The organism is Klebsiella sp. KPN54798, assembly GCF_021184225.1.
GTDB classification, from domain to species: Bacteria; Pseudomonadota; Gammaproteobacteria; order Enterobacterales; family Enterobacteriaceae; genus Klebsiella; species Klebsiella pneumoniae.
On the sequence record NZ_CP089234.1, the window covers coordinates 2,614,226 to 2,635,759 of the forward strand.

Below are 21,534 nucleotides of genomic sequence, written 5' to 3' on the forward strand. Positions count from 1 at the left end.
ATCTTTATTCCGGTGACCAGTCGATCAGCCGGTGTAGCAGGGTATCTACTGCCAGCCACAGCAGGAGGGTCAGTAGCACTAAAATAAACAGCGCGGCGAAGCAGATATCGGTTTGCAGCCGCGCATTGGCATTGAGCATGACGTAGCCCAGCCCCTCGGCGGAGCCGACCCATTCGCCGATAATCGCGCCGATGGGCGCCACCGCCGCCGCCATGCGCAGGCCAGAGCCCAGCGCCGGCAGGGCGGCCATCAGGCGGACATGTCGCAGTTGAGCGCCGAAGGAGGCATTCATGCTGCGCGCCAGATCGAGATACTCCTGGTTGACCCGCCGCAAGCCATCAAAGAAGGCGGAAGTCACCGGAAAGAAAATCACCAGCACCGCCATCGCCACTTTGGCGCTCATGCCAAAGCCCAGCCACAGTACCAGCAGCGGGGCGAGGGCAAAGACCGGGATCGCCTGACTGGTGAGCACCAGCGGCATCAGCCAGCGCTGCAGACGGGGGGAGAGGATCATGCCCAGCGCCAGGGTGACGCCGAGCGTCACGCCCAGCGCCAGGCCGCTCAGGATCTCACTGAGCGTGATAAGCGTATGCCAGCCGAGATAGGCGCGATTTACCCATAGCGCCTCGGCGACCGCCATCGGGGACGGTAAAAGAAAATGGGGAATGCCGCTGCGGCTGGCCAGACCCCAGAGGATCATCAGCCCGCAGAACACCATGCTGCCCCGCCAGAGACGTCCGGTCATGGATGAGCCCTCATCAGTTGCTGCAGCAGGGCGGCCTGGCTGTTCAAGAGATCGGGCGCGTCCGGCGCGCGCGGAGGTGTGCCGGCGAGGTGATGGCTGTCATCGATGTCGCCGTCGGCCGCCGAGAGGACCAGCAGGCGGTGGCTCAGCCGGCAGGCCTCCAGCGGATCGTGGGTGATCAGCACCACCGTGCGACCAGCCAGCAGGGTGGCTGCCAGGGTTTGAATGCGCGTGCGGGTGAGGGTATCCAGCGCCGAGAAAGGCTCATCCATCAGCACGATGGGGCGGTCCTCATACAGGGTGCGCGCCAGCGCGGCGCGCTGACGCATGCCGCCGGAGAGGGTTGCCGGCCGGGCGTCGGCGCAGGACGAGAGCTCCACCTCCTCAAGCAGAGCGGTGACCCGGGCGCGATCGACTTTTTCACCGCGCAGCCGCGCGCCGAGGGCGATGTTGTCCCGGACGCTCAGCCAGGGGTAAAGCAGATCTTTCTGCCCCATCCACGCCAGACGGCCCTGAATCGGTTGCCCATCGCTGGCGACCACTTCTCCCCGGGTGGCGGGCGCCAGACCGGCCATCACCCGCAGCAGGCTGGTTTTGCCGGCGCCGCTGGCACCGAGGAGCGACACCCACTGCCCGCCGGGGACCGTAAACGACAGGTTGTCGAACAGCCGGCGGTCGCCGAAATGCAGGCTCAGGCCTCGGACCTCGATACCCGGCGCCGTCACGCCCGGGTCTCCGCCGTCGCGTTGAGGCCCATCTGCCAGAACTGCGCCTCAAGGCGGGTGGCGGTGGTGAAAATCTCGCTCAGCTCAGTGATTCGCGCCTCGCTCCCGCGCTGCTGCCACACCGTTTCCAACAGCGCCAGCGCGGCGCTGACGCCCTGCAGATAGCCTTCATCGCCATAGTTGCGGATCCATGAGGCGTAGGGGTTATCGTCCAGTCGGGTGGCGGGATGCTGCAGCAGGCCGAGACCGATTTCGGCGTAGCCCGCGACGCAGGGCATCAGGGCGACCAGCAGATCCAGCGCGTCACCCGAGTGGCCAATATCCAGCACATAGCGGGTATAGTTGAGGGTTTCGGGGGCTTCAGGTTGGGCGGCCATCTCCGGTTCGCTAATCCCCCACTGGGCACAGTAGCCGACGTGCAGCGGCAGTTCGTTGAGGATGGCATTCATCAAGGCGGCCGCGGCCCGCATCTCCGGCAGCGTGCGCAGTTTACTCACCAGCAGCGCGTAGCTGCGGGCAAAGTGAATCAGAAACAGATAATCCTGGGTCAGATAGCGACGAAAGGCGTTTTCCGCCAGCGTCCCATCGGCAAGTTGCTGGACGAAAGGATGCGCCACATAGCGCTGCCAGTCAGCGGCGGCCAGCTGGCGTAAACGGCCGTAAAGACCTTGGCTAAAAGCGGGAACGATCACAGGACCTCCATTTATTCAGGGGAGATCCGGGCGTGCAGGGGTGTGAACAGGCAATGGCGGTAATGCTGGCAAAATTGCCGACCCGTCCCTTCGCTGGCATGACCCAGATCAGGTTCAAAGGGTTCGGCTTGCGCCATCTCAGCCCTCACGGGACACCCCTCGGTAGCGCTATGTTATACGACATTCACCTTTTGAATACAATCACCGCGCCACCTTGCCGCAGGATGATGGTAATGGGGGGATAGCCAGCGCTTTTCCGCGCAAGAACTACTAACCACCGGGCCGCGACGAACGGAAGAGCGGCTTTTACGCGCGCAATAGTTTCGTTGTCGGCGCTGAATACCGTTTTTAACTAAAACCGCAGGCGCTATCTGCCGGTAAGATGCGCGCACTTTTATTGCTGTGGAGAGGCTGTTGATGCGTAAAGCCTTCTGGCTATTATTCGCGCTGGCGCTGCCGGCGCTGGCGCAGGATCCGGTGCTACCCGCCGTGACGGCGATCCATACGGCGCCCACCCTCGGTGAGCTGCCGCCGCCGGAGTCGCTGCGACCGTGCTGCGCTTTTGGTTACGACCTGCACGTGCGCGCGGCGGGCATTCCGATCCCGATGTACCAGATCGGTAATGTGTTGACTCTGGGTACGCTGGGTAAGCACCATTACAACGACAGCGCGTTCGGTGCGGTGAAAAATCTGCTGGGGCTCAGCGAGGAGCAGAACGGGCTTATCTATACCCGCCGCGGCGGCTTTATTGATATCGCCCATGTGCGCGATACGGCGGATAACACCTTTTATCTGTTCAATCGTATTGCGCCGACGCTGGGCCAGGCGGGGCGGATCTTCTACAGTGAAGAACTGGGCGTGCGCCGCGTGCAGCTGAATGCCTTTACGCCGCCGGCGGGCGTCAGGCAGCGCTATCAGCTGGCGGCCTGGCTCGCCGGGCATCTGGCCTTCGAAATCGCCCAGTGGCATGAGATCGCCCAGTGGTATGGCTTCCAGTCGGTCCCCGGGTTTTCCGAAGAGATTTCCGCTTTTTCGCCCGAGGATCTCTACTCCAATTTACTGGGCGCGAGGCTGGCGATTAATGTCATCCTCAGCGGCCACGGCGGTTCGCTGGAGGATTATAACCAGGCCTTGGATGCGGCGCTGAAACAAGTGCTGACCCGGCTGCTGGTGGCGACGCGCGGAGAGACGGAAGCGATGTTTCAGCAGATCGACGGCGACTGGTGGAACAGTCACCGGCGGGTGCCGGATAAGTTTCTGGTACTGAAGCGTAACTACGATCTACAGGAAAACCGGCTGCCGACGCCGGTCCCATTCGAAACCATGCCGCCGTATCGCCTGACCATGCCGGAGCAGGTCGGGGGATTCCGCTTACGCGACCTCGGCGAACTGCAGATCTATCCAGGGCACGATATGCAGGCATTGCCGGTTCCCGCGCAATACTATGGCGCCGGAGCGTTCCAGGGGCTGGCGGACCGCGCCCATGAGGCGGATAAAACCCAGCTGGCGCGGACAGAAAAATATCCGTAAAGGCTCAGGACGAACGCCCTGAGCCGGCGAGTTAGCGGAAGTCGACCCAGCAGGCGCCGTTGTCGGCAGAACGCACGCAGTTTTCCACCCAGCGGACGCCGAACGCCCCGGCGCGGGCGTCCGGGTACCAGAAGTCGGCCAGCAGCGCCTCGTCGCGACGGTCGGCGGCATCCATGGCGATGGCGAAGCGGCGATAGAGATTCGACCATGCCTCAAACAGTCCCTCGGGATGGCCGCCGCCGATGCGATCATCCTGACTCGCCAGCGGATCGAGATAGTCCATACCGCGCTCGAGGATGCGCACGGGTTCGCCCTGGATTTCGTAGCGTAGCTGGTTGGGCTGTTCATCCCACCATTCGAGACTGGCTTTTTCACCGATGATTCGCACCTTTTGCCCGTGCATCGAACCGCAGTTGACGGCGGAGCTCCACAGTGAGCCGATGGCCCCGTTGTCATACTCCATCAGTACATGGGCGTTATCTTCCAGCGGCGCGCGGCTTTTGACGAAGCTTTGTCTGGCGCACATCAGCCGGGTGATCTTCAGCTGCGGGGCCATGGTTTCGACCAGAAACAGCGGATGGGTGGCCAGGTCGCCCAGCACATAGCTGGGGCCGACGAAGCGGGGATCGACCCGCCAGCGGGTACTGGCGTTTTCCTGTTCCACCGGCTGGGCGTGAAAACCGTGGGCAAACTGCATATTAACGATACGGATATCGCCCAGCAGCCCGTCGGCGATCATCTGCCGGGCCTGCAGGATCAGCTGGTGGCCGGCATAGCCGTAGGTCACCCCTATGATCTTGCGCCGCCGCTGGCTGAGCGCCACCAGCTCGTCAGCTTCCTCGCTGCTGAAGCACAGCGGCTTTTCGCACACCACGTGCAGCCCGGCCTCCAGCGCGGCCCGGCAGATGGCATAGTGGGTGTTATTTGGCGTGGCAACTGACACCGCCTGAATGCCGTCAGGCCGGGCAGCCTCGCCGCGGAACAGGCTTTGATAGTCGGCGTAACAGCGGTCGGGATCCACCCCCAGCCGTTGGCCGAACTGGCGTCCGCGCTCGGCATCAATATCAAAGGCGCCGGCCAGCAGCGTGAAGGTGTTATCGCGCAGCGCTGCAGAACGGTGAATATAGCCGATCTGGCTGCCGTCGCCGCCGCCGACCATGCCCCAGCGCAGGGTGCGGTCGAGAGGTTTTAAACCGTTAATCATGTCGTGCCTCCTGTCAGAATCCGACGTCGCGCAGATAGCGCAGACTTTCCGTGACCGCCTGCAGGCTGCCTGCGGCATGGCGCGGGTCGCGCTCTTGTTCAAGGGTTATCCAGCCCTGATACCCCCGGCGGGCAAGAAAGTCTTTGATAGCCGGATAGTCAATGGCGCCGCTACCGAGCGGGCACATCACCCCTTCGGCGCAGGCAGTGAAGAAGTCGATACCTTCATGGATAGCGCGCTGATAAACCTGCGGGTCGACATCCTTGAAGTGCAGATAGTCCAGGCGGTGGTAATAGCGATCCAGCCAGTCGAGCGGATCCATCCCGGCGTAATAGAGATGTCCGGTGTCCAGACACAACCCGGCGACGTCGTGCGGGATATCGTTGGCCAGCCGCTCGATCTCATCCGCGAATTCAATGCTGCCCCCGGCGTGCGGATGGATAACCGCCCGCACACCGTACTCCTGCCAGGCGAGGGTGCTAAGGGCGATAATGTGCTCCATCATGCGCTGCCAGTCTTTGTCATTGAGGCGCGGAGCCAGCGCGCCGCGCCCGGCAAAGCGCGCCCGTTCGGGGTTGCCGAAGTCGATAATCACCAGATAGGGCGGCTGGAAAGGGCGGCCCGGGATCGGTTCGGCAGCGGCTACCTGCGACAGATTGCGGCAGATTTGATGGGTCAGCGCCACCAGGGTGGGGAAATGGGCCTCGCTCACCAGATCGTCAAAGATCGTGCCGGCGACCAGCGACAGCTGATGCTGCTCCAGCGCCGCGCGCAGGCTGGCCGGATCGGTGGGGAGATAACCCCAGGGCCGAGCTCAATGCTGCGATAGCCAGCCTGCGCCGCCTCCTTCAGTACGGTAGCCCAGGCAGGGAGGTTAGGGTTTTTCGGGTCATCGACGCCCCAGCTGCAGGGGCGTTAGCGATAGGATGTATCATGTCGGCTTCCTTTTTCATACAAGGGATGCCGCTGAGTATTGAATAAAGATATCATTGTCAACAATGATGGAATTTTGATTTTATGATAATCATCATGATTTTAATTGATGGATTTTTTGATAATTTTTTATCAAATCGAGAGGTGGCGCGGTCCGCCCGATAACCATCTCCGCTGGAGACGGAGCCGGAAATTTACATATTTTCTTTGGTGATGATATCGAAAGGCTGAGGGAGTGAAATCACCTCGCTATGGGGGCGTGAAGCAGCGTCCGCCATGGCGCGCAGCGTAACGGCGGCAAACTCATCCAGCCGGTGGTTAAGCATGATGTCGATGGTGCCATCGATCAGGGCCAGTTCACTGTCGCTGAGCGGACCGTGGCAGACCAGAGCGATCTCCTGCTGACGGCCGCTGTCGCGCAGCGCGTCGACGATCCCTTCGACGCCGCCGCAGGGGGCGTAGATCGCCTGCAGGGCCGGGTACTGAGTCAGCATCTGTTCCGTCACGGTCCTGGCGATATCCGCCCGTTCATGACTGCGAACCGGCTCAAGGATCTGTTGCCCCTTGCCCTGTTCTCGCAGGCAGGAGCGAAAGCTGATCTCACAGCTTTCCTGGCAGGTAAAACGATTATCGCCAATGATAATGCCAATTTCACCATTTCCCCGGCATAAGCGCTCGATAAACCAGGCGGCGGTGCGCCCGGCTTTATGATTATCGAGGCCGATATACCCGCTGCGCTGGGGGACCGATAGATCGGAAAGCAGGGTGAGCACGCGCACGCCGCGGGCGGCGGCCCGGGCCACCGCGTGGCGAATCAGCGGGTGATCCAGCGCCACCAGGCCGAGCACCTCCACTTCATCGCTGAGTCGGTGAATGGCCTGAGCCATCGCTTCCACCGCATCGATGGCAAAATGCAGTATCACCGGCGCCTGGCCCGCCGGTAGCCATGGGGCAGCCTCGCGCGTCAGCGCCCGGGCCAACGGCAGGTAGAAGGAGTGGCTCTCCTGCAGCAGGATAAAGCCCATTCTGATCGTGACCGGCGCTTTGCCGGCAGCCAGGCGATAGTGGGGCTGCTCGAGGGTAAAACCCAGCCGGCGGGCGGCCTCCAGCACGCGCCGCGCCGTGGACTCTTTCACCGCCGCGCGCTTATTGAGCACCCGATCGACGGTGGCTACGCCGACGCGCGCTTCACGCGCAATGTCGGCAAGGGTGATTTTAGTGGCGATTTTTTTCAAGGTAATTGTCGCTATGAATGAGCGTAATGATAGAAACTATCACGGTTAGCCTGGGCAGAAAAGCGACTCTCTGCCCGCCCTGGCCTATGCCGCTGCGCCTGCCGGGTAACCCCTGTTGGCGATGCACACTCTGTGATCAAAAGCGACTACCCGTTCTGGCATTGCTGCTATGCTGTTGAAATAAAATTATTATTAAAGGCAGCATCGCTTCTGTTGGTTAAACTGCGCGCAAAGTCACCCTCAGAGGGCTTTACTGGGCGCATAACCGACTATACTTGGCGCGCTCGCGCGTAATTGCGGTTTCTCGGTGTCTATTTTGCTTTCACTTTAAACCAGCGTTGGGGCTGCACAGCGTTAAGTGCCGTTCCGCGCTGGCAGTGGGTCGGTTTGGGGCCTGTATGTTATTAAAAGAGCTGGCTGTTTTTGAGGTCTTAAGCACCCCGATATGGGTAGTTCATCCTTTTAACGAAAGGGTGGTCTATGCCAATCAGGCTTCCCGGACATTGAGCGGCGAGATGTCGCTCAATGAGATGCGTAACGGTATTTATTCCACCTGTCCGGAAACGCAACTGCAGCACTACCTTCGCTATCTCGACACCATGAGCGAGATATTCGAAGTCTGGACGTTACCCACCGCCAATGGGTTGCAGTCGGTGTATTGCAAAACCACCCTGATTGATACCGAAGACTGTGGTTGCTTGCTGCTGTTTGAAGCCGTGAAGCTGCTGGCGCAAAATCAGTCGATTCATACCGGCTCCCGCCGCTACCAGCGGCGTAACAATGGCTTTTTCGCTCGCTTTTTTATGACCAATACCGCGCCGATGCTGTTGATCGACCCTCATAAAGATGGCCGGATTGTCGATGCCAATATTGCCGCGCTACGTTTTTATCATTATTCCGATGAGGAAATGCGCACCAAACATACCTGGCAAATAAATACCCTGGGCCGGGACGTTATCCCCATTATGAATAATATTGCCAGTCTGCCTGGCGGTCATAAACCGCTTAATTTTACGCATATTCTGGCTGACGGCTCGCTACGCCATGTCCAAACTTATGCCGGGCCGGTGGTGCTGTATAATATTCGACTGATGCTATGCATCATTCACGATATCACCGAAGAAGTGCATCTGAAAAAAGAGCTGGAATTTTCCGCCGCCCACGATCCGTTAACCGGCTTGCTTAATCGCCGGGAGTTTCACCATCTGGTTGAGGCGCCAACTTTTATCCCCCGGGGTTATTGTCTGCTGTTAATCGATATCGATCATTTCAAGAGCATTAATGATATTCACGGCCATCAAAAAGGCGATGAGGTCCTGCTGGTGCTCTCTCGTATTCTGGAAACGTCGGTCGACCGCGAAGATAAAATTTATCGCTGGGGTGGAGAAGAGTTTCTGCTTTTTTTGCCCCATTCGCCGATCGGCCGCGCGCTGATACTGGCGGAGGGGATCCGCCAGGCGGTTAGCGAATACCAGACGCTGTCGGTGACCGTCAGCATCGGCGTGGCTGAACATCATGACGGCGAAACGGTTGATCAACTGTTTTCCCGCGTCGATAAAGCGCTGTATGCGGCAAAAAATGATGGGCGTAATCGGGTGACGCGCATGCCTTTTGACAGCCCTGAGCGACGGCGCAGTAGAGATGGCGCCGCCTGAATAAGCCCCCGCCTGTAGTGGGTTAGCCTGCGCTAAGGTGGCAAACAAGGTATGGTGCGTTTTCTCGTTCTTTTCAGGAAGTGGGACTGGCTGATGGGGTCAATCCTGACACCACACCCGCTCGCCGTTCACCCACGTCTCGCTGATATTGCGTTCATCACCCAGGGTCATCAGCACGAACAGCTGCTCATAAATGTCATGGCAGCGGCCTGTGCGCAGGCGCTGCAGCGGGGTGACCGCCGGGTCAATCACCACAAAATCCGCCTCTTTGCCCGGCTGGAAATTGCCAATTTTCTCCTCCAGCCGCAGGGCGCGCGCCCCGCCAAGGGTGGCGTGATAGAAGGCCTCGCTGGCGCGCAGGCGATAGCTCTGCAGTTGTCCTACCTTGTAGGCCTCGCCCAGCGTCCGCAGCATGCTGAAGGTGGTCCCGGCTCCGACGTCGCTGCCGATGCCCATCCGCACCTGGTGCTGCCAGCAGGCGGGCAGGCGGAACAGCCCGCTGCCGAGAAACAGATTCGACGTCGGGCAGAAGGCGACTGCGGACCCGGTGTCATGCAGGCACTGCCACTCGGCATCATCGAGATGGATCCCGTGAGCGAAGACGCTGCGTTCGCCGGTGAGCTGATAGTGATGATAGACATCCAGATAGCGCGCATGCTCAGGCCACAGCTGTTTAACCCAGGCGATCTCCTCCCGGTTTTCACTGAGATGCGTCTGCAGCCAGGTGTCGGGAAACTCGGCCCGCAGGCGCTGCACCGCCTCCAGCAACCCCGGGGTCGAGGTGGGGGCAAAGCGCGGGGTGATGGCATAGCCCAGCCTGCCGCGCTGATGCCAGCGGCGGATCAACGCCCGGGTCTGCTCGTAGCTCTCCCCGGCGGTTTCGCACAGGTAGTCGGGCACATGGCGATCCATCATCACTTTCCCGGCGATTAGCCGCATATTCAGACGCAGCGCTTCGCTGAATAACGCCTCCACCGAGGCCGGATGCAGGGTACAAAACACCAGCGCGGTGGTGGTGCCATGGCTTATCAATTGATTTACAAAAAACTGCGCTATCTCCTGGGCATACTCCGCATCGGCAAACTGGCTCTCCACCGGGAAGGTGTAGGTGGTGAGCCACTCCAGCAGCTGTTCGCCAAAGGCGCCGATCATCTCGGTCTGCGGATAGTGAACGTGGGCATCAACGAACCCCGGCAGCAGCAGCTTACCCCTCAGATCGACATAGCCCTTCAGGGGATGCAGAAAGGTTTCCCCCTCATGCCATGGCAGCAGGGCGATAATTTTCCCCTCCTGCAGGAACAACAGGCCATCATCGAGATAGCGGGCCTGGGCGGCCACCTCATCCGGGGTCTCTGCCACGCCGGCGATATCAAAAAATGCACCGCGCACCGCGGTCTGGTAATCCATCATCGAACCTGCCTTCTCTCAACGCTCAGGGAATAGTGATAAACAGCAAGATTGGTGCCAGTTTGCAGCCTGCCGCGGCCAGACGCCGCGGCAGAAGGGGAAGGTTACTCTTTTTGCGCCACCGCGCCGGAGCGGAAGGCGGCTTTCGCCTGCACTTCGCGCTCGTCGCGAGCCAGCCAGCGGTAGGCGGTGGCGCCGAGGAAGACGCCGATAAACCAGCTGAAGTTCGCCACTTCATGCAGGGCCGGTATAAAGCTGATAATCAGCCCCAGGCCCACCGACGGCAGCAGGGCGGCAATCGCTTTCGGGTTAAAGCCATTGCGGTACCAGTATTTACCCTGCGGCGTATCGTCAAACAGATCGTCCACTGACACCCGGCCGCGTTTGATCAGGTAGAAGTCGGCGATCAGGATGCCAAACAGCGGGCCAATAAAGGCGCCCAGTACGTCGAGGGTATAGTGGATCAACTCCGGCGAGTTAAACAGATTCCACGGCGTCAGAAGTATCGAGCCCACCGCGGCAATCATCCCGCCGGTACGGAAGCTGATTTTCTGCGGGGCGCAGTTGGAAAAATCGAAGGCCGGCGAGACGAAGTTAGCCACGATATTAATGCCGATGGTGGCGGTAATCATGGTCAGCAGGCCGATGGCCACCGCCAGATCGTTACCCACGCGGCTGACGGTTTCGATCGGGTCAGTGATCATTTTGCCGAACAGCGACTGGGTGCCGGAGACAATCACCACGGTCACCACCGAGAACAGCAGGAAGTTAAACGGCAGTCCCCAGCGGTTACCGCGGCGGATCTCGCCCATGCTTTTGCCGTAGCGGGAAAAGTCACCGAAGTTAAGCAGCGGCCCGGAGAAGTAGGAGACCACCAGCGCCGTGGCGGTGATCATCTGCCAGGTCTGCTCGCCGGCGCTCAGGGATTTGCTGGCGAGGGTAAAGGAGATACCGTCCAGACCAGTCTTGTATACAATCCAGCCGGCCAGCGCCAGCATCACCACATAAACCGCCGGACCAGCGATATCGATAAAGCGTTTGATGGCGTTCATGCCATGCCAGAACACCATCGCCTGCAGCAGCCACATAGTGGCGAAGCACAGCCAGCCGAGGGGCGACAGCCCGAGAAAGCTGCTGCTGGTCAGCGAGGCTAGGGAGGGCCAGAACTTGAGCAGGACCAGCATCAGGGCATTCGCCGCCAGATAGGTCTGAATGCCATACCAGGCAAAGGCGATCAGCCCGCGGATCACCGCCGGGATATTGGCGCCGAAAACGCCAAACGCCTGACGACAAATCACCGCGTAAGGCACCCCGGCCATCTGGCTCGGCTTCGCCACCAGGTTGGCGCACAGCTGGACAATACAGATGCCCACCAGCAGGCAGAGCAGAACCTGCCAGCTGGCCAGCCCAAGCGTAAAGAAGCTCGCCGCCACTACGTAGCCGCCCATGCTGTGCACGTCCGACATCCAGAATGAAAAGATATTGTACCAGCTCCAGTTCTGGTCGCGGGTCGGCGCCAGATCGTCATTACATAGCCGCGGACTGTAGCCGGCGGCCGCCTCGTGAGTCTTCGTCTGCTGCGTGTGGGATGAATGTGGCATGAAACCTGCTCCTCTGAATGAAAACCCTTTGATATGGATTGCTGAGGCTATTGCAGGATCCAGGCCAGAATGATGAATCTTGTATACAAAAAATAAATTTTATGTATACGATCTGCTATCGATAAGTGAAACCGGAGTGGGTTAATGAATAATGAACATCGTCTCCAGGCCGCGCCAGCGCTGCAGGACAAGGACGAAAGCATTTACCAGGCGCTGATGACGGCTATCGTCGAACATCAGCTGCCGCCGGGCAGCAAACTGCCGGAAGAGGCGCTGGCGGAGGTGTTCGCCGTGAGCCGCACCGGCATCAGAAAGGTGCTGCAACGACTCGCCGCTGTGCAACTGGTCACGTTGACGCCCAAACGTGGTGCACACGTCGCCAGCCCGAGCGTGGAAGAGTCCCAGGCGATCTTTCGCACCCGGGCGCTGCTCGAGGTCGCCAATCTCCCCGATGTAATCGCGCGCTGTCAGCCGCCGCATCTGGCGGCGCTGGAGAACATTATTCAGCGTGAACAGCAGGCCCATGCGGCGCACGACGGCCCGGCGGCGATCCGCCACTCCGCTGACTTTCATATTCAGCTGCAGGCTATCTCCGGCAACCCGGTGCTCACCGAGATGGTGACCCGCCTCAGCCAGCGCTCCTCTTTAGTGATTGCCGCCTGGGGCGCCCCCTGGCGACAGGGCTGCCGTTGCGACGATCACCAGCAGCTGGTCGGTTTGCTGCGGGATAAAGCCCTGCAGCCGCTCAGCGAGGCGCTGATGCACCATTTTGATCATATTGTCGCCAGCCTGTGCTTCGAGCGCGATGGCGTCAGCCTGCCCGATTTTTCCCGGCTGTTCGCCGGCCACAAGGAGTCGTGATGTCTTCCGTTCGGATACAAGTGATTAACCCCAACACCAGCCTGGCGATGACCGAAACGATAGGCGCCGCCGCGCGTGCGGTCGCTGCGCCGGGCACCGAGATCCTTGCGGTCTGTCCCCGCGCCGGGGTGCCGTCAATTGAGGGCCACTTTGACGAAGCCATCGCGGCGGTCGGCGTGCTGGAGCAGATCAGGGCCGGACGCGAGCAGGGGGTGGATGGGCATGTGATCGCCTGCTTCGGCGACCCGGGGCTGCTGGCGGCGCGGGAGCTGGCCCAGGGGCCGGTGATCGGTATCGCGGAGGCGGCAATGCATATGGCGACGATGGTCGCCACCCGTTTCTCCATTGTGACCACGCTGCCGCGCACGTTGATCATCGCCCGTCATTTACTGCACCAGTACGGATTTCATCAACACTGCGCGGCGCTGCACGCCATTGACTTGCCGGTGCTGGCTCTGGAAGACGGCAGCGGCCTGGCGCAGGAGAAAGTGCGTGAGCGCTGCATTCGCGCGCTGAAAGAGGATGGTAGCGGGGCGATTGTTCTTGGCTGCGGCGGGATGGCGACCCTGGCGCAGGAGCTGACCCGCGAGCTGCGGGTGCCGGTGATCGATGGCGTCAGCGCGGCGGTGAAGATGGTGGAGTCGCTGGTCGCGCTGGGCCTGGCGACCAGCAAGCATGGGGACTTAGCGTTCCCGGAGAAAAAAGCGTTAAGCGGACAGTTTCAGTCGTTAAATCCATTTTAAAAGGGGCAGGAGATGGGAGAGAACCAGGAACACTATCCTCGCGATCTGCGAGGTTACGCAGGGGAGCCGCCGCACGCGCGCTGGCCGGGCGGGGCGCGGATCGCGGTGCAGTTTGTCCTCAACTATGAGGAAGGCGCGGAGAATCACGTCCTGCATGGCGATGCGGGTTCGGAACAGTTCCTGTCCGATATTATCGGCGCCGCCAGCTACCCGGCGCGCCATATGTCGATGGATTCACTCTATGAGTACGGCAGCCGGGCAGGGTTCTGGCGCATCCATCGCGAGTTCAGCCAGCGCGGGCTGCCGTTGACGGTTTTCGGCGTGGCGATGGCGCTGGCGCGGCACCCGGAGATTGTGGCGGCGATCAAGGCCGCGGATTACGATGTGGTCAGCCACGGCTGGCGCTGGATCCACTATCAGCACATGGATATCGCCGAGGAGCGCGCGCATCTGCAAAAAGCGGTGCAGGTACTGACCGACCTGTTCGGCAAACCGCCCACCGGCTGGTATACCGGCCGCGACAGCCCTAACACCCGCCAGCTGGTGGTGGAGCACGGCGGCTTTGACTACGACAGCGATTATTACGGCGATGATTTACCTTTCTGGAGCGAAGTGGCCTGCAGCGACGGCAGCCAGCGGCCGCACCTGATCGTGCCTTATACCCTCGACGCCAACGACATGCGCTTCGCCACCGCCCAGGGATTCAACACCGCGGAGCAGTTTTATACCTATCTGAAAGACAGCTTTGACGTGCTGTACGCCGAGGGTGAAACCGCGCCGAAGATGATGTCCGTGGGAATGCACTGCCGGCTGCTGGGGCGCCCGGGCCGATTCCGCGCGCTGCAGCGTTTCCTTGACTATATCCAGCAGCACGACAAGGTGTGGGTCTGCACCCGGCAGCAGATTGCCAACCACTGGCGCGAAACCCATCCGTATCGCGGGTAGCTTTTGCCCCCTGATCCTGGCCCTCTCTCCAGGGAGAGGGCTCCGCCCGGTCGCGTCTGTTACACCGGTTCACCAGAATGTAATTTGATTATTGAATAAGCATGGCGAGGAGTACCAGGCACAGCAGCAGCACATAGATGCGCGCATACCATACATCAGGTACCGCAGGGATTGCCCTGCGGCTAAACACTATCCCGGCCCAGCCGGTCAGGACGAGCAGGCCTAAAATTTTCAGGCTGATAAACCCCAGAAATCCGCTCAGCGGAATGCTGTGCCAGCCAATGGCGGCATAGGTCACAGCCCCGCATAGCGCCACGGGCAAAGAAAGCGGGTTGGATGCGCTAACGCACTCCTGCATTGCATACCCGTGTCGCCGTAGCAGGGGCACCGTCATGACGCTGCCGCCCACGCCCAGCAATGCGGCGATCGTACCGATAATCACACCGCCGCCGGTGACCACTGGCAGGGACAGGCGACGCCGAGCGCTGCCCGTGAAAAAACCCTTGCGCAACAAACAATCGCTGATGGTTGCCAGCATATAGAGAATAAACAGCGCGCGAACAATATTCTCGCTCAATATCCCCGCCAGACAGGAGCCCACCACCGCCCCAATGGCAATAAACCATAACAACGGAAACAGCGTCTGCGCGGCAAGCCTGCCCGCCCGCCAGTTTCGATAGCTGACCCAGCCGGCGTTAAATATCATCACTGCCGTTGAGGTAGCCACTGCGACATGCATGGCGTTGCCCGCGATCGCCGGCTGCCGGAGCATCAGTTGATAGACAAAGGGCACCACCACAAAGCCGCCGCCGAAGCCGAACAGCACCGTGGTAATGCCGGTAGTAAAGCCTGCCAGCGCAATAATAACGATCTCATTCAAGAGAGTATCCCCGACCTGAAAATGAGCGAGCAGCTTATACCGGTCGCGTACTGCTTCCCATTTGCGTAGCGCTCAATTACCTTTGTAAATCGGTCAGAGGGAGGCAGGTGTGCGCAACGTAAAAATTGACGAGTTCGATCGACTCGATCGTGATGTGGTGGCGTTAGGTAATGACTATGCGCAGGGATTTATCCTGCCCCCGCACCAGCATCGTCGCGCACAGCTACTGTATGGCGCGACCGGACTGATGTATGTCACTACGCAAGACGGAGAATGGGTGGTTCCTCCGCAACACGCTGTCTGGATCCCCCCTGAAACCGTGCATGCCGTCAGATTTGCAGGGGTGACCACGCGTAGCTTGTATATTGAGCCAGATTGTGTGGCCGCTTTCATTAAACACCGTCGTTGCGAAGTGATCAGCGTCTCGCCGCTGTTGCGCCAGCTACTGCTTGAGGCTGTGGATTTACCACCGTTGTACGACAGCCCACGCGATCGCACGCTGATACAGTTGATGTTGCTGGAACTGGCCGCCATGCCGGTCCGCGAATTTGACATTCCGTTGCCGCAGCATCCGGCGCTGCTGGCGCTTTGTCAGGCTTTTTTGCTTAACCCCTCTATCCATGATCCTGCGGCGCGCTGGGCCAGGGCGCTGTTTATGAGTCCTAGTACCTTTCGCCGCCATTTCCTGAAGCAGCTGGGCCTGTCGTTTTCCGCCTGGCGACAGCGAGCCTGCGTGGTGAGCGCCCTGGCATGGTTGATAGCAGGCAAACCGGTGAACGAAGTGGCATTATCCCTTGGATACGACAATGCGTCCTCTTTCGCCACCATGTTCCGCCGCGTGACCGGGCAGCCGCCGTCGTTTTATCACCCAGCCTGAGGCGTCGGAGAAGGGGACTCCCGCAGCATGTGTCGGAAAAGAATGTCGCTTTTATGGCGTTGCTATGCGTTTACGCGGTCATAAGACAGATAATCCAGGAAGGCCTGGCTTCGTTTTCAGGTACCCCTACATTTAGTGGTGGCTACATCCAGGCGGTTTATCTATTCTGCCTGTAACCGTGAGAAGACCGGAGTCTCTCTTTGTGAACCATCTTATCATTGAAAAAATCATCATCATCATTCTTCTCGTCCTGTGGGGATTCGATACCTTCAGAACCAGGAAAAGAAAACGCTATGATCCCGCAATTGAAGCCGCTGATGCCAGCGAACGTTATCAATGGCGCTATCTGAGATGGGGATTTCGAATCATACAGGTGGTAGCGGGAGTGTATATCGTCGTTCAACTGATACAGGTATTACTGAGATAGAGGCCGCCGGCAGGGCGGCGGGACAGAACATCTGGCTGACCAGAATGAGGTCAGGCAATAGCGGTTTTCACGTCGGCAAAGGGGAATGTCCGCTCTGAGCCAGGAGCGGAACTTACCCCGATGAAGTAAATCCGGATTTTTGCCGGATAAACCCCCAATAATTTACGTAGCAGGGATCCATTCAACAATAATTCTTGCCAACTCCCTGGGCTGTTCGAGCGGAATCATATGGCCGCAATCCAGAATGATTCTTAACGACGCATAAGGTATGGCTTCGACCAATTCTTCTGCCTCCTTCATCGAACGGATGGCATCATCTTCACTGGCGATAACCAGCGTTGGACAACGTATCGTTGCAGAAGGTATACCTTGCCTGGATAAGGATGATTGCGTGATGAAGGCTTCAAATCCCAGAGAGCATCCCATTTTCTGGATAGCTGAAATCATATCCTGATTTGATGTGTTTAGAGGGTGGAGTGACCGGGCAATAGCATGTCTGCTCAGCCCCTTAAAGGTTGTGGGGGACAATGACTGCACGCTTTTCCGCTTTGCTTCAGCTTCTAACGGCGTATCTTCCCGTAAGGAACTGGCAATAAGCACTAAGGACTCTACACGTTCAGGGAATTCTGCTGCCAGTTGTCGGGCAATATATCCTCCCATCGAAAAACCTATCAAAGAAAACTTCTCAGGCAGAAGAGTAATCAAATGCTGCACTACATCATGAATGGTTCGTCCTTCAGTTACAGCTGCATGATGAACAATACAGTTTGACGGGAGATATGTTTCAAATTCATGCCAAAGCATTTCATTCAGCATAAACCCAGGAATTAAAACGATTCTACGCGGCTTTAAACTCATAATTCTCGCTTAAATGCATCAGTGTATTTATTGGATAAGACAGGTTAAAAATATCTTACTAACAGCGACAATATCAAATTGCAGCCCTGGATAGGCGTTTGTCTATTTCCACAGAGTTTCTGAACGTTTCTAACGTTCTCCCTGGCTTCCTCCACCATCAACAGGCTGATCCCGAATTGAGCAAGCTCTAATGCCCAGGTCCGTGTACAACCTACCAGAGCACTTTTCCGCTTCTCGCTCATAGCGGACCTTCAAATCAGGTAGCTTGTCCGCTCTGTGCCAGGAGCGGACATTAAAATCAAAACCGATGGCAAGCTTACCGAGCATGACATTATGCTTGCGCTGCTTTGTAACGTGCTTCCAGCTTATCCAAAAAGCCAAAAAGTACTTGATTCATTTCACTGTAATCGTGCGCCCGGAGCGCTTCAGGCGTGTCAACGAAACGATATTCTGCTGCACGGCTCAGGTCTTTCTCAGAATGAGCGATCAGCCGTTCTACAACGTCCAATGTGAGCTCCATGTGGCACTGGAAACCAAAGACGCGGTCTGAATAGGCAACGATCTGCCGCGGACAGCCTTCGCTGTAAGCGATAATTTTAGCCTCTGGCGTCAAACCTGGCATATCGTTATGCCAGTGACCCACTTCCAGTGTTTTCCCAAAGTGAGAGAACATCTCATCCTTCCTGCCGTCTTCGGTCAATGTGATCGGGAATTTACCAATCTCTTTTTCCGGGCTATGAGAGAACGGCGCGCCCAGCGCTTCACCAATGAGCTGTGAACCCAGGCAGATACCGATCACCGCCTTACCGGTTTTAACCGCGAAAGCAATCAGCGCCTGTTCCGCTTTAGCATTAAAGTGCGGGCACGCTTCAAGCGTGGTGTCCGGATCTTGCGGACCGCCCATAACGATAAGAAAATCGATGCCTACGGCGTCATCAGGTAGCCGATCGCCTGCATAGACGCGTGAGTAAGTTACATCATGACCCTGGTTTATTGCCCAGGTTTCATATGCGCCCGGGGCTTCAAAACTTTCATGTACGATAAAGTGTACACGCATGAGGTTAAGCTCCTGTAATATCTTTGATGATCAGAATGATAAGTCACGCACCCATTGCCTAAGGCTCTACTCCGGGTGGTTCCAGTTTCGATATGATAATGGCAGGGGCTAAATCTGAAATGCCAGGTAGTATAGATAAAGCGCCAAGACATGATGAAGCCACAGGCTGGTCCAGTACTGCGATAAGCTATCAACGCGGCGAGGCAGATCCTCCCCATCATCATGTTGAGGGGCAGCTACTCTTCGCCACCAGAGGGGTTATGCTGGTGCAAACAGAGAGCGACCGTTGGGTGATCCCTCCTCAGCGGGCATTATGGCTACCGCCTCTGCATATCCATAGTTATCATCTGCTTTCACAAACCGATCTCAGGGCGATCTATTTCAGCAGTAGCCTTATCGCAGAATGTACGAGCTTTACGAAGAGTCAGCAGGTGCATGTGATCACGGCTACGCCCTTAGTCAAAGAGCTTATCGCAGGGCTGTTCAGTGAGGACTACGCCAGACCGAGTCAACGGAAGATAGCGTTGTTGCTTCTGGAAATTCTCAGCGAGGCTCCACCTTTAACGATGGCGCTTCCCATGCCGAATGATGAGCGATTATTCAGCGCGGCCAGATCGCTACTGGTCAATCAGCGCTGGGAAGCATCGCTGAGCGAGCTGGCTTTTATGTCGGCCATGTCGGAACGGACCTTTTCCCGCTTGTTTATGAAGGATACAGGCTTTAGTTTTAGAACATGGAAGCAGAGAGCCAGAATTTGCGCTTCGTTGGATCTTCTCGCGAACGGTGTTCCAATCAAACAGGTCGCTTACCAGCTTGGTTTCTCATGCCCGGCGGCCTTTACCGCTGCTTTTCGCTGCATTTTGGGGGCAACGCCACGCGATTATGTGCCTTAAACCGGGAAACCCTCAAAGCGGTCTTTGAGACTGTCATGGGCATATTACCAGACGCAGAAACCCTGCGAGGGTAGGGGTATCCCGCCTTTGCTGTTGAGAAAGGTAGTTTAATTTGCACCCGACACACTCTCATTGATTAAAGCACGGAGTGGAGATTACTGCGGTCCACAGTTCTGACAAACCGTGAAAGAGAAGGCCTGCATGAAGAAAAAAGGTGTCGCGATGCGTGATGAAATTACCTTATGACAGACCTTACGGTGATTTACGGCACCGGGTGGATTCCGGACGCTGTGAGCCCCTCATTGCTACGAAGCCTGATTCTGCTGTACCTCACGCCATATGATAGCCTGCGCAACAATCACATCCTGCCCATTAATGCGTCCAGGGGAGTACTCCCGGGCCCTGCACGTCCCTGTGTGCCAAAAGCGGAAGTAGGCTGATGATAAATTAGCGTTGATGTTAATCGTGGGTTCTGCAGATGGGTAGAAATTGATAACTTAGGATGCAAGTTCGTCCCGCTCTTTCTGCAGTTTTCATCGAGGGGATATTCTCCGGAATAATTGTGCCCATATACATGGATAGTTCCGAATCGGAATGAGTTAATAATCGGTACAGCAGGCGTTGCGCTCGGGCCGACAATGATCGACCACGAAAAGCAGGAAGTATTACTTTGTCAGTAATACGATATCCTCTCAGAAAAGCGAGGTTTCCTTTCTGGCATATTAGCAACCCGGCGCGAACATCGTTTTCATAGATAATATATACTTCTCTCTCAGAAATATGGTCACACAACTCTTCGTCATCAACTGCTACCAAATTGCTTGCAGACAGTTCGCGAACTGTCTGCCATGTATGCTTATAGGCATCACCCAGGGCCTGACAACACCAGTCAAAATCTTCGTATGTCGCCACTTGCAAAGTAAGAGATTTATCATTGAATTCAGGGGGTTCAGAAAAAGAAGTGGCATATATATACTGGTCGGGAATACCCTGCGGGAAGGACTGGCCTGGCACAAGAATGCGGACATACTGAGCTCTGAGTTGTGACCATTCCTTACTAATGAGTTCTAATGCAGTATGATTTAGGTCAGAATCCATACCTACAATATCAATAAAAGGTTTGTTAATATTTCCGCCCTGATAACGGGGGCCAGTAAGAAATTGCTTTCCATCAATTCTGAGTTTTCGTTGTAAAAAATATTCCTGACATAATCCAGTTTCTCTCCAGGGAAATCGCGCTGAGAAACTTCTGTCTGTACACCTCGATTCCTGCTCTGACAACCATTGTTTTAACCATGAACGTAGAGTAACTTCAGGCACAGGTAGCCTGGCATATTGAGAGAGCATGTAAGATAGCATAAAAAATATTTTGCCCTTGGATGTAAAAATGTTTTTTTAAACAAATCAGAATAGTTCTACTCTCACTTTATTACCAATTATAGCTGGCACGTCAGCTCTTTGCTCAATGCGGACCTTTAGCTCGACAGCTTGTCCGCTCCGCGCCAGAAGCGAACATTGTTATGAGTGGTCAGTGATAAAACGTCAGCCCGTAGACCTTGTCTCACAGCACCTCAACCACTACAAATTCTTCTGCGATCAACTCCATATCTTCAGAAAAATGACCTTCAGAGCTGAAAAATCTCTGATGCTCTTTCTTCCAGTATTCAAGGCTTAAATCGCCTTCACCTTCTTTGCGGGCGAACGCTTCAGTGACATCACAAAAACGAACCAGCTGCATCGAAATCAGTCTGATCACGCAAACTGGAACATTCTGGCCATCAAGAATAATGTTATAACTCCCAATTCTCGGGGCAGATTCTTCCTGCTGGTAAGAGGCAAAAGATCCGCAAGAGGCCGTTTTGATCCCTTTTTTGATCAAGTCAGCAAGCTCGTTAGCCAGTTGCGGACTGTCACCCATTTGCCAGGCATCTGCGCCGGGATATTTCTTTTTTATTTTCTCAACCTCAACCATGAAAATTCCTTCGTTATCGTCAATGAAAAGAAAAGCTATCCCTTTTTTAACATGAGCGGTCCCAACATAATAGGCGATATCATTCTTTAGATAGTGTGGTCCGTTCTTCGCTCAAAACTGACCTTGATCGATAACTTCGGCTGGCTGGACAATGCGTCGATTCCATTCTCGATGAGCCGAATCGGCGCCATTGTCTCCCTGGGTATTGCGTTGTACTTGATTTACTCCAGCAGCAGGGCAAAAGCCGCAACGGTGGAAATCCCCCGTCGGCCAGTACCGCGGGGGAGCTGACGA

General features: G+C 57.1%; 19 protein-coding genes, 4 pseudogenes and 1 riboswitch. Of the genes and pseudogenes, 10 read left to right on the forward strand and 13 right to left on the reverse strand.

Annotated elements, in window-relative coordinates:
- Positions 1-4 precede the first annotated feature (4 nt).
- Genes LPQ25_RS12615 through tenA form a run of 3 tightly spaced genes read right to left on the reverse strand, consistent with a single transcriptional unit; the run spans position 5 to position 2,162 of the window.
- Positions 5-745 (reverse strand): ABC transporter permease, encoded by a 741-nt coding sequence (locus tag LPQ25_RS12615; RefSeq protein ID WP_008804790.1) that lies wholly within the window; start codon positions 743-745, stop codon positions 5-7.
- The gene (locus tag LPQ25_RS12620; RefSeq protein ID WP_014907550.1) at positions 742-1,470 is read right to left on the reverse strand and encodes an ABC transporter ATP-binding protein; all 729 of its coding nucleotides are present in this window, start codon (positions 1,468-1,470) and stop codon (positions 742-744) included. Before LPQ25_RS12620 ends, LPQ25_RS12615 begins: the two co-directional genes overlap by 4 nt.
- Entirely contained in the window at positions 1,467-2,162 is a 696-nt protein-coding gene (gene tenA / locus LPQ25_RS12625) for a thiaminase II (protein ID WP_226340349.1), read from the reverse strand. Before tenA ends, LPQ25_RS12620 begins: the two co-directional genes overlap by 4 nt.
- A 68-nt stretch (positions 2,163-2,230) precedes the next feature.
- Positions 2,231-2,332, reverse strand: a riboswitch (TPP riboswitch).
- Here tenA and LPQ25_RS12630 point away from each other — a divergent pair.
- A pseudogene (locus LPQ25_RS12630) lies at positions 2,333-2,514 on the forward strand (hypothetical protein).
- A 65-nt stretch (positions 2,515-2,579) separates the two neighbouring features.
- Positions 2,580-3,692, forward strand: a complete 1,113-nt coding sequence (locus LPQ25_RS12635) for a DUF4056 domain-containing protein (protein WP_014907552.1) — start codon at positions 2,580-2,582, stop codon at positions 3,690-3,692.
- A 31-nt stretch (positions 3,693-3,723) separates the two neighbouring features.
- Here LPQ25_RS12635 and LPQ25_RS12640 read toward each other — a convergent pair whose 3' ends face one another.
- The 3 genes and pseudogenes from LPQ25_RS12640 to LPQ25_RS12650 all read right to left on the reverse strand — a co-directional run bounded on the left by LPQ25_RS12640 (position 3,724) and on the right by LPQ25_RS12650 (position 7,064).
- The gene (locus tag LPQ25_RS12640) at positions 3,724-4,896 is read right to left on the reverse strand and encodes a Gfo/Idh/MocA family protein (protein ID WP_014907553.1); all 1,173 of its coding nucleotides are present in this window, start codon (positions 4,894-4,896) and stop codon (positions 3,724-3,726) included.
- Positions 4,897-4,909: 13 nt separating this feature from the next.
- Positions 4,910-5,831: pseudogene (locus tag LPQ25_RS12645) on the reverse strand (TIM barrel protein).
- 192 nt (positions 5,832-6,023) lie between these two features.
- Complete coding sequence (locus LPQ25_RS12650; RefSeq protein WP_009485818.1) at positions 6,024-7,064, reverse strand: LacI family DNA-binding transcriptional regulator; 1,041 nt, start codon at positions 7,062-7,064, stop codon at positions 6,024-6,026.
- A gap of 398 nt (positions 7,065-7,462) precedes the next feature.
- Here LPQ25_RS12650 and LPQ25_RS12655 point away from each other — a divergent pair, with 398 nt between their 5' ends.
- Positions 7,463-8,719 carry a sensor domain-containing diguanylate cyclase gene (locus LPQ25_RS12655; protein WP_014907555.1) on the forward strand — a complete coding sequence of 419 codons (1,257 nt, stop codon included), beginning with the start codon at positions 7,463-7,465 and terminating at the stop codon, positions 8,717-8,719.
- A gap of 99 nt (positions 8,720-8,818) precedes the next feature.
- On the opposite strand, the gene guaD is transcribed toward LPQ25_RS12655, so the two are convergent.
- Entirely contained in the window at positions 8,819-10,129 is a 1,311-nt protein-coding gene (guaD, locus tag LPQ25_RS12660; RefSeq protein WP_014907556.1) for a guanine deaminase, read from the reverse strand.
- A 101-nt stretch (positions 10,130-10,230) separates the two neighbouring features.
- Positions 10,231-11,727: an NCS1 family nucleobase:cation symporter-1 gene (locus tag LPQ25_RS12665; protein WP_004148447.1), complete on the reverse strand. Its 1,497-nt coding sequence runs from the start codon at positions 11,725-11,727 to the stop codon at positions 10,231-10,233.
- Positions 11,728-11,871: 144 nt separating this feature from the next.
- On the opposite strand from LPQ25_RS12665, the gene LPQ25_RS12670 reads away from it, so the two are divergent.
- The 3 genes and pseudogenes from LPQ25_RS12670 to puuE all read left to right on the forward strand — a co-directional run bounded on the left by LPQ25_RS12670 (position 11,872) and on the right by puuE (position 14,276).
- Positions 11,872-12,588, forward strand: coding sequence for a GntR family transcriptional regulator (locus LPQ25_RS12670; RefSeq protein ID WP_014907557.1), 717 nt, complete (start codon positions 11,872-11,874; stop codon positions 12,586-12,588).
- Positions 12,588-13,459: pseudogene (gene hpxA, locus LPQ25_RS12675) on the forward strand (allantoin racemase). Before LPQ25_RS12670 ends, hpxA begins: the two are co-directional and overlap by 1 nt.
- A complete protein-coding gene (gene puuE / locus LPQ25_RS12680) occupies positions 13,344-14,276 on the forward strand; it encodes an allantoinase PuuE (protein WP_014907558.1) in 933 nt (310 codons plus the stop codon). The pseudogene hpxA and the gene puuE overlap by 116 nt, the downstream one beginning before the upstream one ends.
- An 88-nt stretch (positions 14,277-14,364) precedes the next feature.
- On the opposite strand, the gene LPQ25_RS12685 is transcribed toward puuE, so the two are convergent.
- Complete coding sequence (locus LPQ25_RS12685) at positions 14,365-15,156, reverse strand: sulfite exporter TauE/SafE family protein (RefSeq protein ID WP_014907559.1); 792 nt, start codon at positions 15,154-15,156, stop codon at positions 14,365-14,367.
- 109 nt (positions 15,157-15,265) lie between these two features.
- Here LPQ25_RS12685 and LPQ25_RS12690 point away from each other — a divergent pair, with 109 nt between their 5' ends.
- Together LPQ25_RS12690 and LPQ25_RS12695 are read left to right on the forward strand one after the other, a co-directional pair.
- Positions 15,266-16,033 carry an AraC family transcriptional regulator gene (locus LPQ25_RS12690; RefSeq protein ID WP_004189983.1) on the forward strand — a complete coding sequence of 256 codons (768 nt, stop codon included), beginning with the start codon at positions 15,266-15,268 and terminating at the stop codon, positions 16,031-16,033.
- A 202-nt stretch (positions 16,034-16,235) separates the two neighbouring features.
- Positions 16,236-16,460, forward strand: coding sequence for a hypothetical protein (locus tag LPQ25_RS12695; RefSeq protein WP_004179977.1), 225 nt, complete (start codon positions 16,236-16,238; stop codon positions 16,458-16,460).
- A gap of 162 nt (positions 16,461-16,622) precedes the next feature.
- Here LPQ25_RS12695 and LPQ25_RS12700 read toward each other — a convergent pair whose 3' ends face one another.
- Both LPQ25_RS12700 and LPQ25_RS12705 read right to left on the reverse strand, forming a co-directional pair.
- A complete protein-coding gene (locus LPQ25_RS12700) occupies positions 16,623-17,318 on the reverse strand; it encodes an alpha/beta fold hydrolase (protein ID WP_004176102.1) in 696 nt (231 codons plus the stop codon).
- A 331-nt stretch (positions 17,319-17,649) separates the two neighbouring features.
- Complete coding sequence (locus LPQ25_RS12705; RefSeq protein WP_004179976.1) at positions 17,650-18,375, reverse strand: type 1 glutamine amidotransferase; 726 nt, start codon at positions 18,373-18,375, stop codon at positions 17,650-17,652.
- Between the two features lie 119 nt (positions 18,376-18,494).
- Here LPQ25_RS12705 and LPQ25_RS12710 point away from each other — a divergent pair, with 119 nt between their 5' ends.
- Positions 18,495-19,268: an AraC family transcriptional regulator gene (locus LPQ25_RS12710; protein WP_004212113.1), complete on the forward strand. Its 774-nt coding sequence runs from the start codon at positions 18,495-18,497 to the stop codon at positions 19,266-19,268.
- Between the two features lie 459 nt (positions 19,269-19,727).
- On the opposite strand, the gene LPQ25_RS12715 is transcribed toward LPQ25_RS12710, so the two are convergent.
- Both LPQ25_RS12715 and LPQ25_RS12720 read right to left on the reverse strand, forming a co-directional pair.
- Complete coding sequence (locus tag LPQ25_RS12715; RefSeq protein WP_014907561.1) at positions 19,728-20,627, reverse strand: hypothetical protein; 900 nt, start codon at positions 20,625-20,627, stop codon at positions 19,728-19,730.
- Positions 20,628-20,829: 202 nt separating this feature from the next.
- Positions 20,830-21,186: an ASCH domain-containing protein gene (locus LPQ25_RS12720; protein ID WP_074184380.1), complete on the reverse strand. Its 357-nt coding sequence runs from the start codon at positions 21,184-21,186 to the stop codon at positions 20,830-20,832.
- 177 nt (positions 21,187-21,363) lie between these two features.
- Between LPQ25_RS12720 and LPQ25_RS12725 the strand changes: the two are divergent.
- Positions 21,364-21,531, forward strand: a pseudogene (locus tag LPQ25_RS12725) (DMT family transporter); the annotation flags it as partial.
- Between the last annotated feature and the right edge of the window lie 3 nt (positions 21,532-21,534).

What these genes read in the sequence shown, in the direction of transcription:
- LPQ25_RS12615 (WP_008804790.1), bottom strand. Translation starts at nt 745, where the DNA reads ATGACCGGACGTCTCTGGCGGGGCAGCATGGTGTTCTGCGGGCTGATG.
- LPQ25_RS12635 (WP_014907552.1), top strand. Translation starts at nt 2,580, where the DNA reads ATGCGTAAAGCCTTCTGGCTATTATTCGCGCTGGCGCTGCCGGCGCTG.
- LPQ25_RS12640 (WP_014907553.1), bottom strand. Translation starts at nt 4,896, where the DNA reads ATGATTAACGGTTTAAAACCTCTCGACCGCACCCTGCGCTGGGGCATG.
- LPQ25_RS12655 (WP_014907555.1), top strand. Translation starts at nt 7,463, where the DNA reads ATGTTATTAAAAGAGCTGGCTGTTTTTGAGGTCTTAAGCACCCCGATA.
- guaD (WP_014907556.1), bottom strand. Translation starts at nt 10,129, where the DNA reads ATGATGGATTACCAGACCGCGGTGCGCGGTGCATTTTTTGATATCGCC.
- LPQ25_RS12665 (WP_004148447.1), bottom strand. Translation starts at nt 11,727, where the DNA reads ATGCCACATTCATCCCACACGCAGCAGACGAAGACTCACGAGGCGGCC.
- LPQ25_RS12670 (WP_014907557.1), top strand. Translation starts at nt 11,872, where the DNA reads ATGAATAATGAACATCGTCTCCAGGCCGCGCCAGCGCTGCAGGACAAG.
- puuE (WP_014907558.1), top strand. Translation starts at nt 13,344, where the DNA reads ATGGGAGAGAACCAGGAACACTATCCTCGCGATCTGCGAGGTTACGCA.
- LPQ25_RS12700 (WP_004176102.1), bottom strand. Translation starts at nt 17,318, where the DNA reads ATGAGTTTAAAGCCGCGTAGAATCGTTTTAATTCCTGGGTTTATGCTG.
- LPQ25_RS12705 (WP_004179976.1), bottom strand. Translation starts at nt 18,375, where the DNA reads ATGCGTGTACACTTTATCGTACATGAAAGTTTTGAAGCCCCGGGCGCA.
- LPQ25_RS12710 (WP_004212113.1), top strand. Translation starts at nt 18,495, where the DNA reads ATGCCAGGTAGTATAGATAAAGCGCCAAGACATGATGAAGCCACAGGC.
- LPQ25_RS12715 (WP_014907561.1), bottom strand. Translation starts at nt 20,627, where the DNA reads ATGCTATCTTACATGCTCTCTCAATATGCCAGGCTACCTGTGCCTGAA.
- LPQ25_RS12720 (WP_074184380.1), bottom strand. Translation starts at nt 21,186, where the DNA reads ATGGGTGACAGTCCGCAACTGGCTAACGAGCTTGCTGACTTGATCAAA.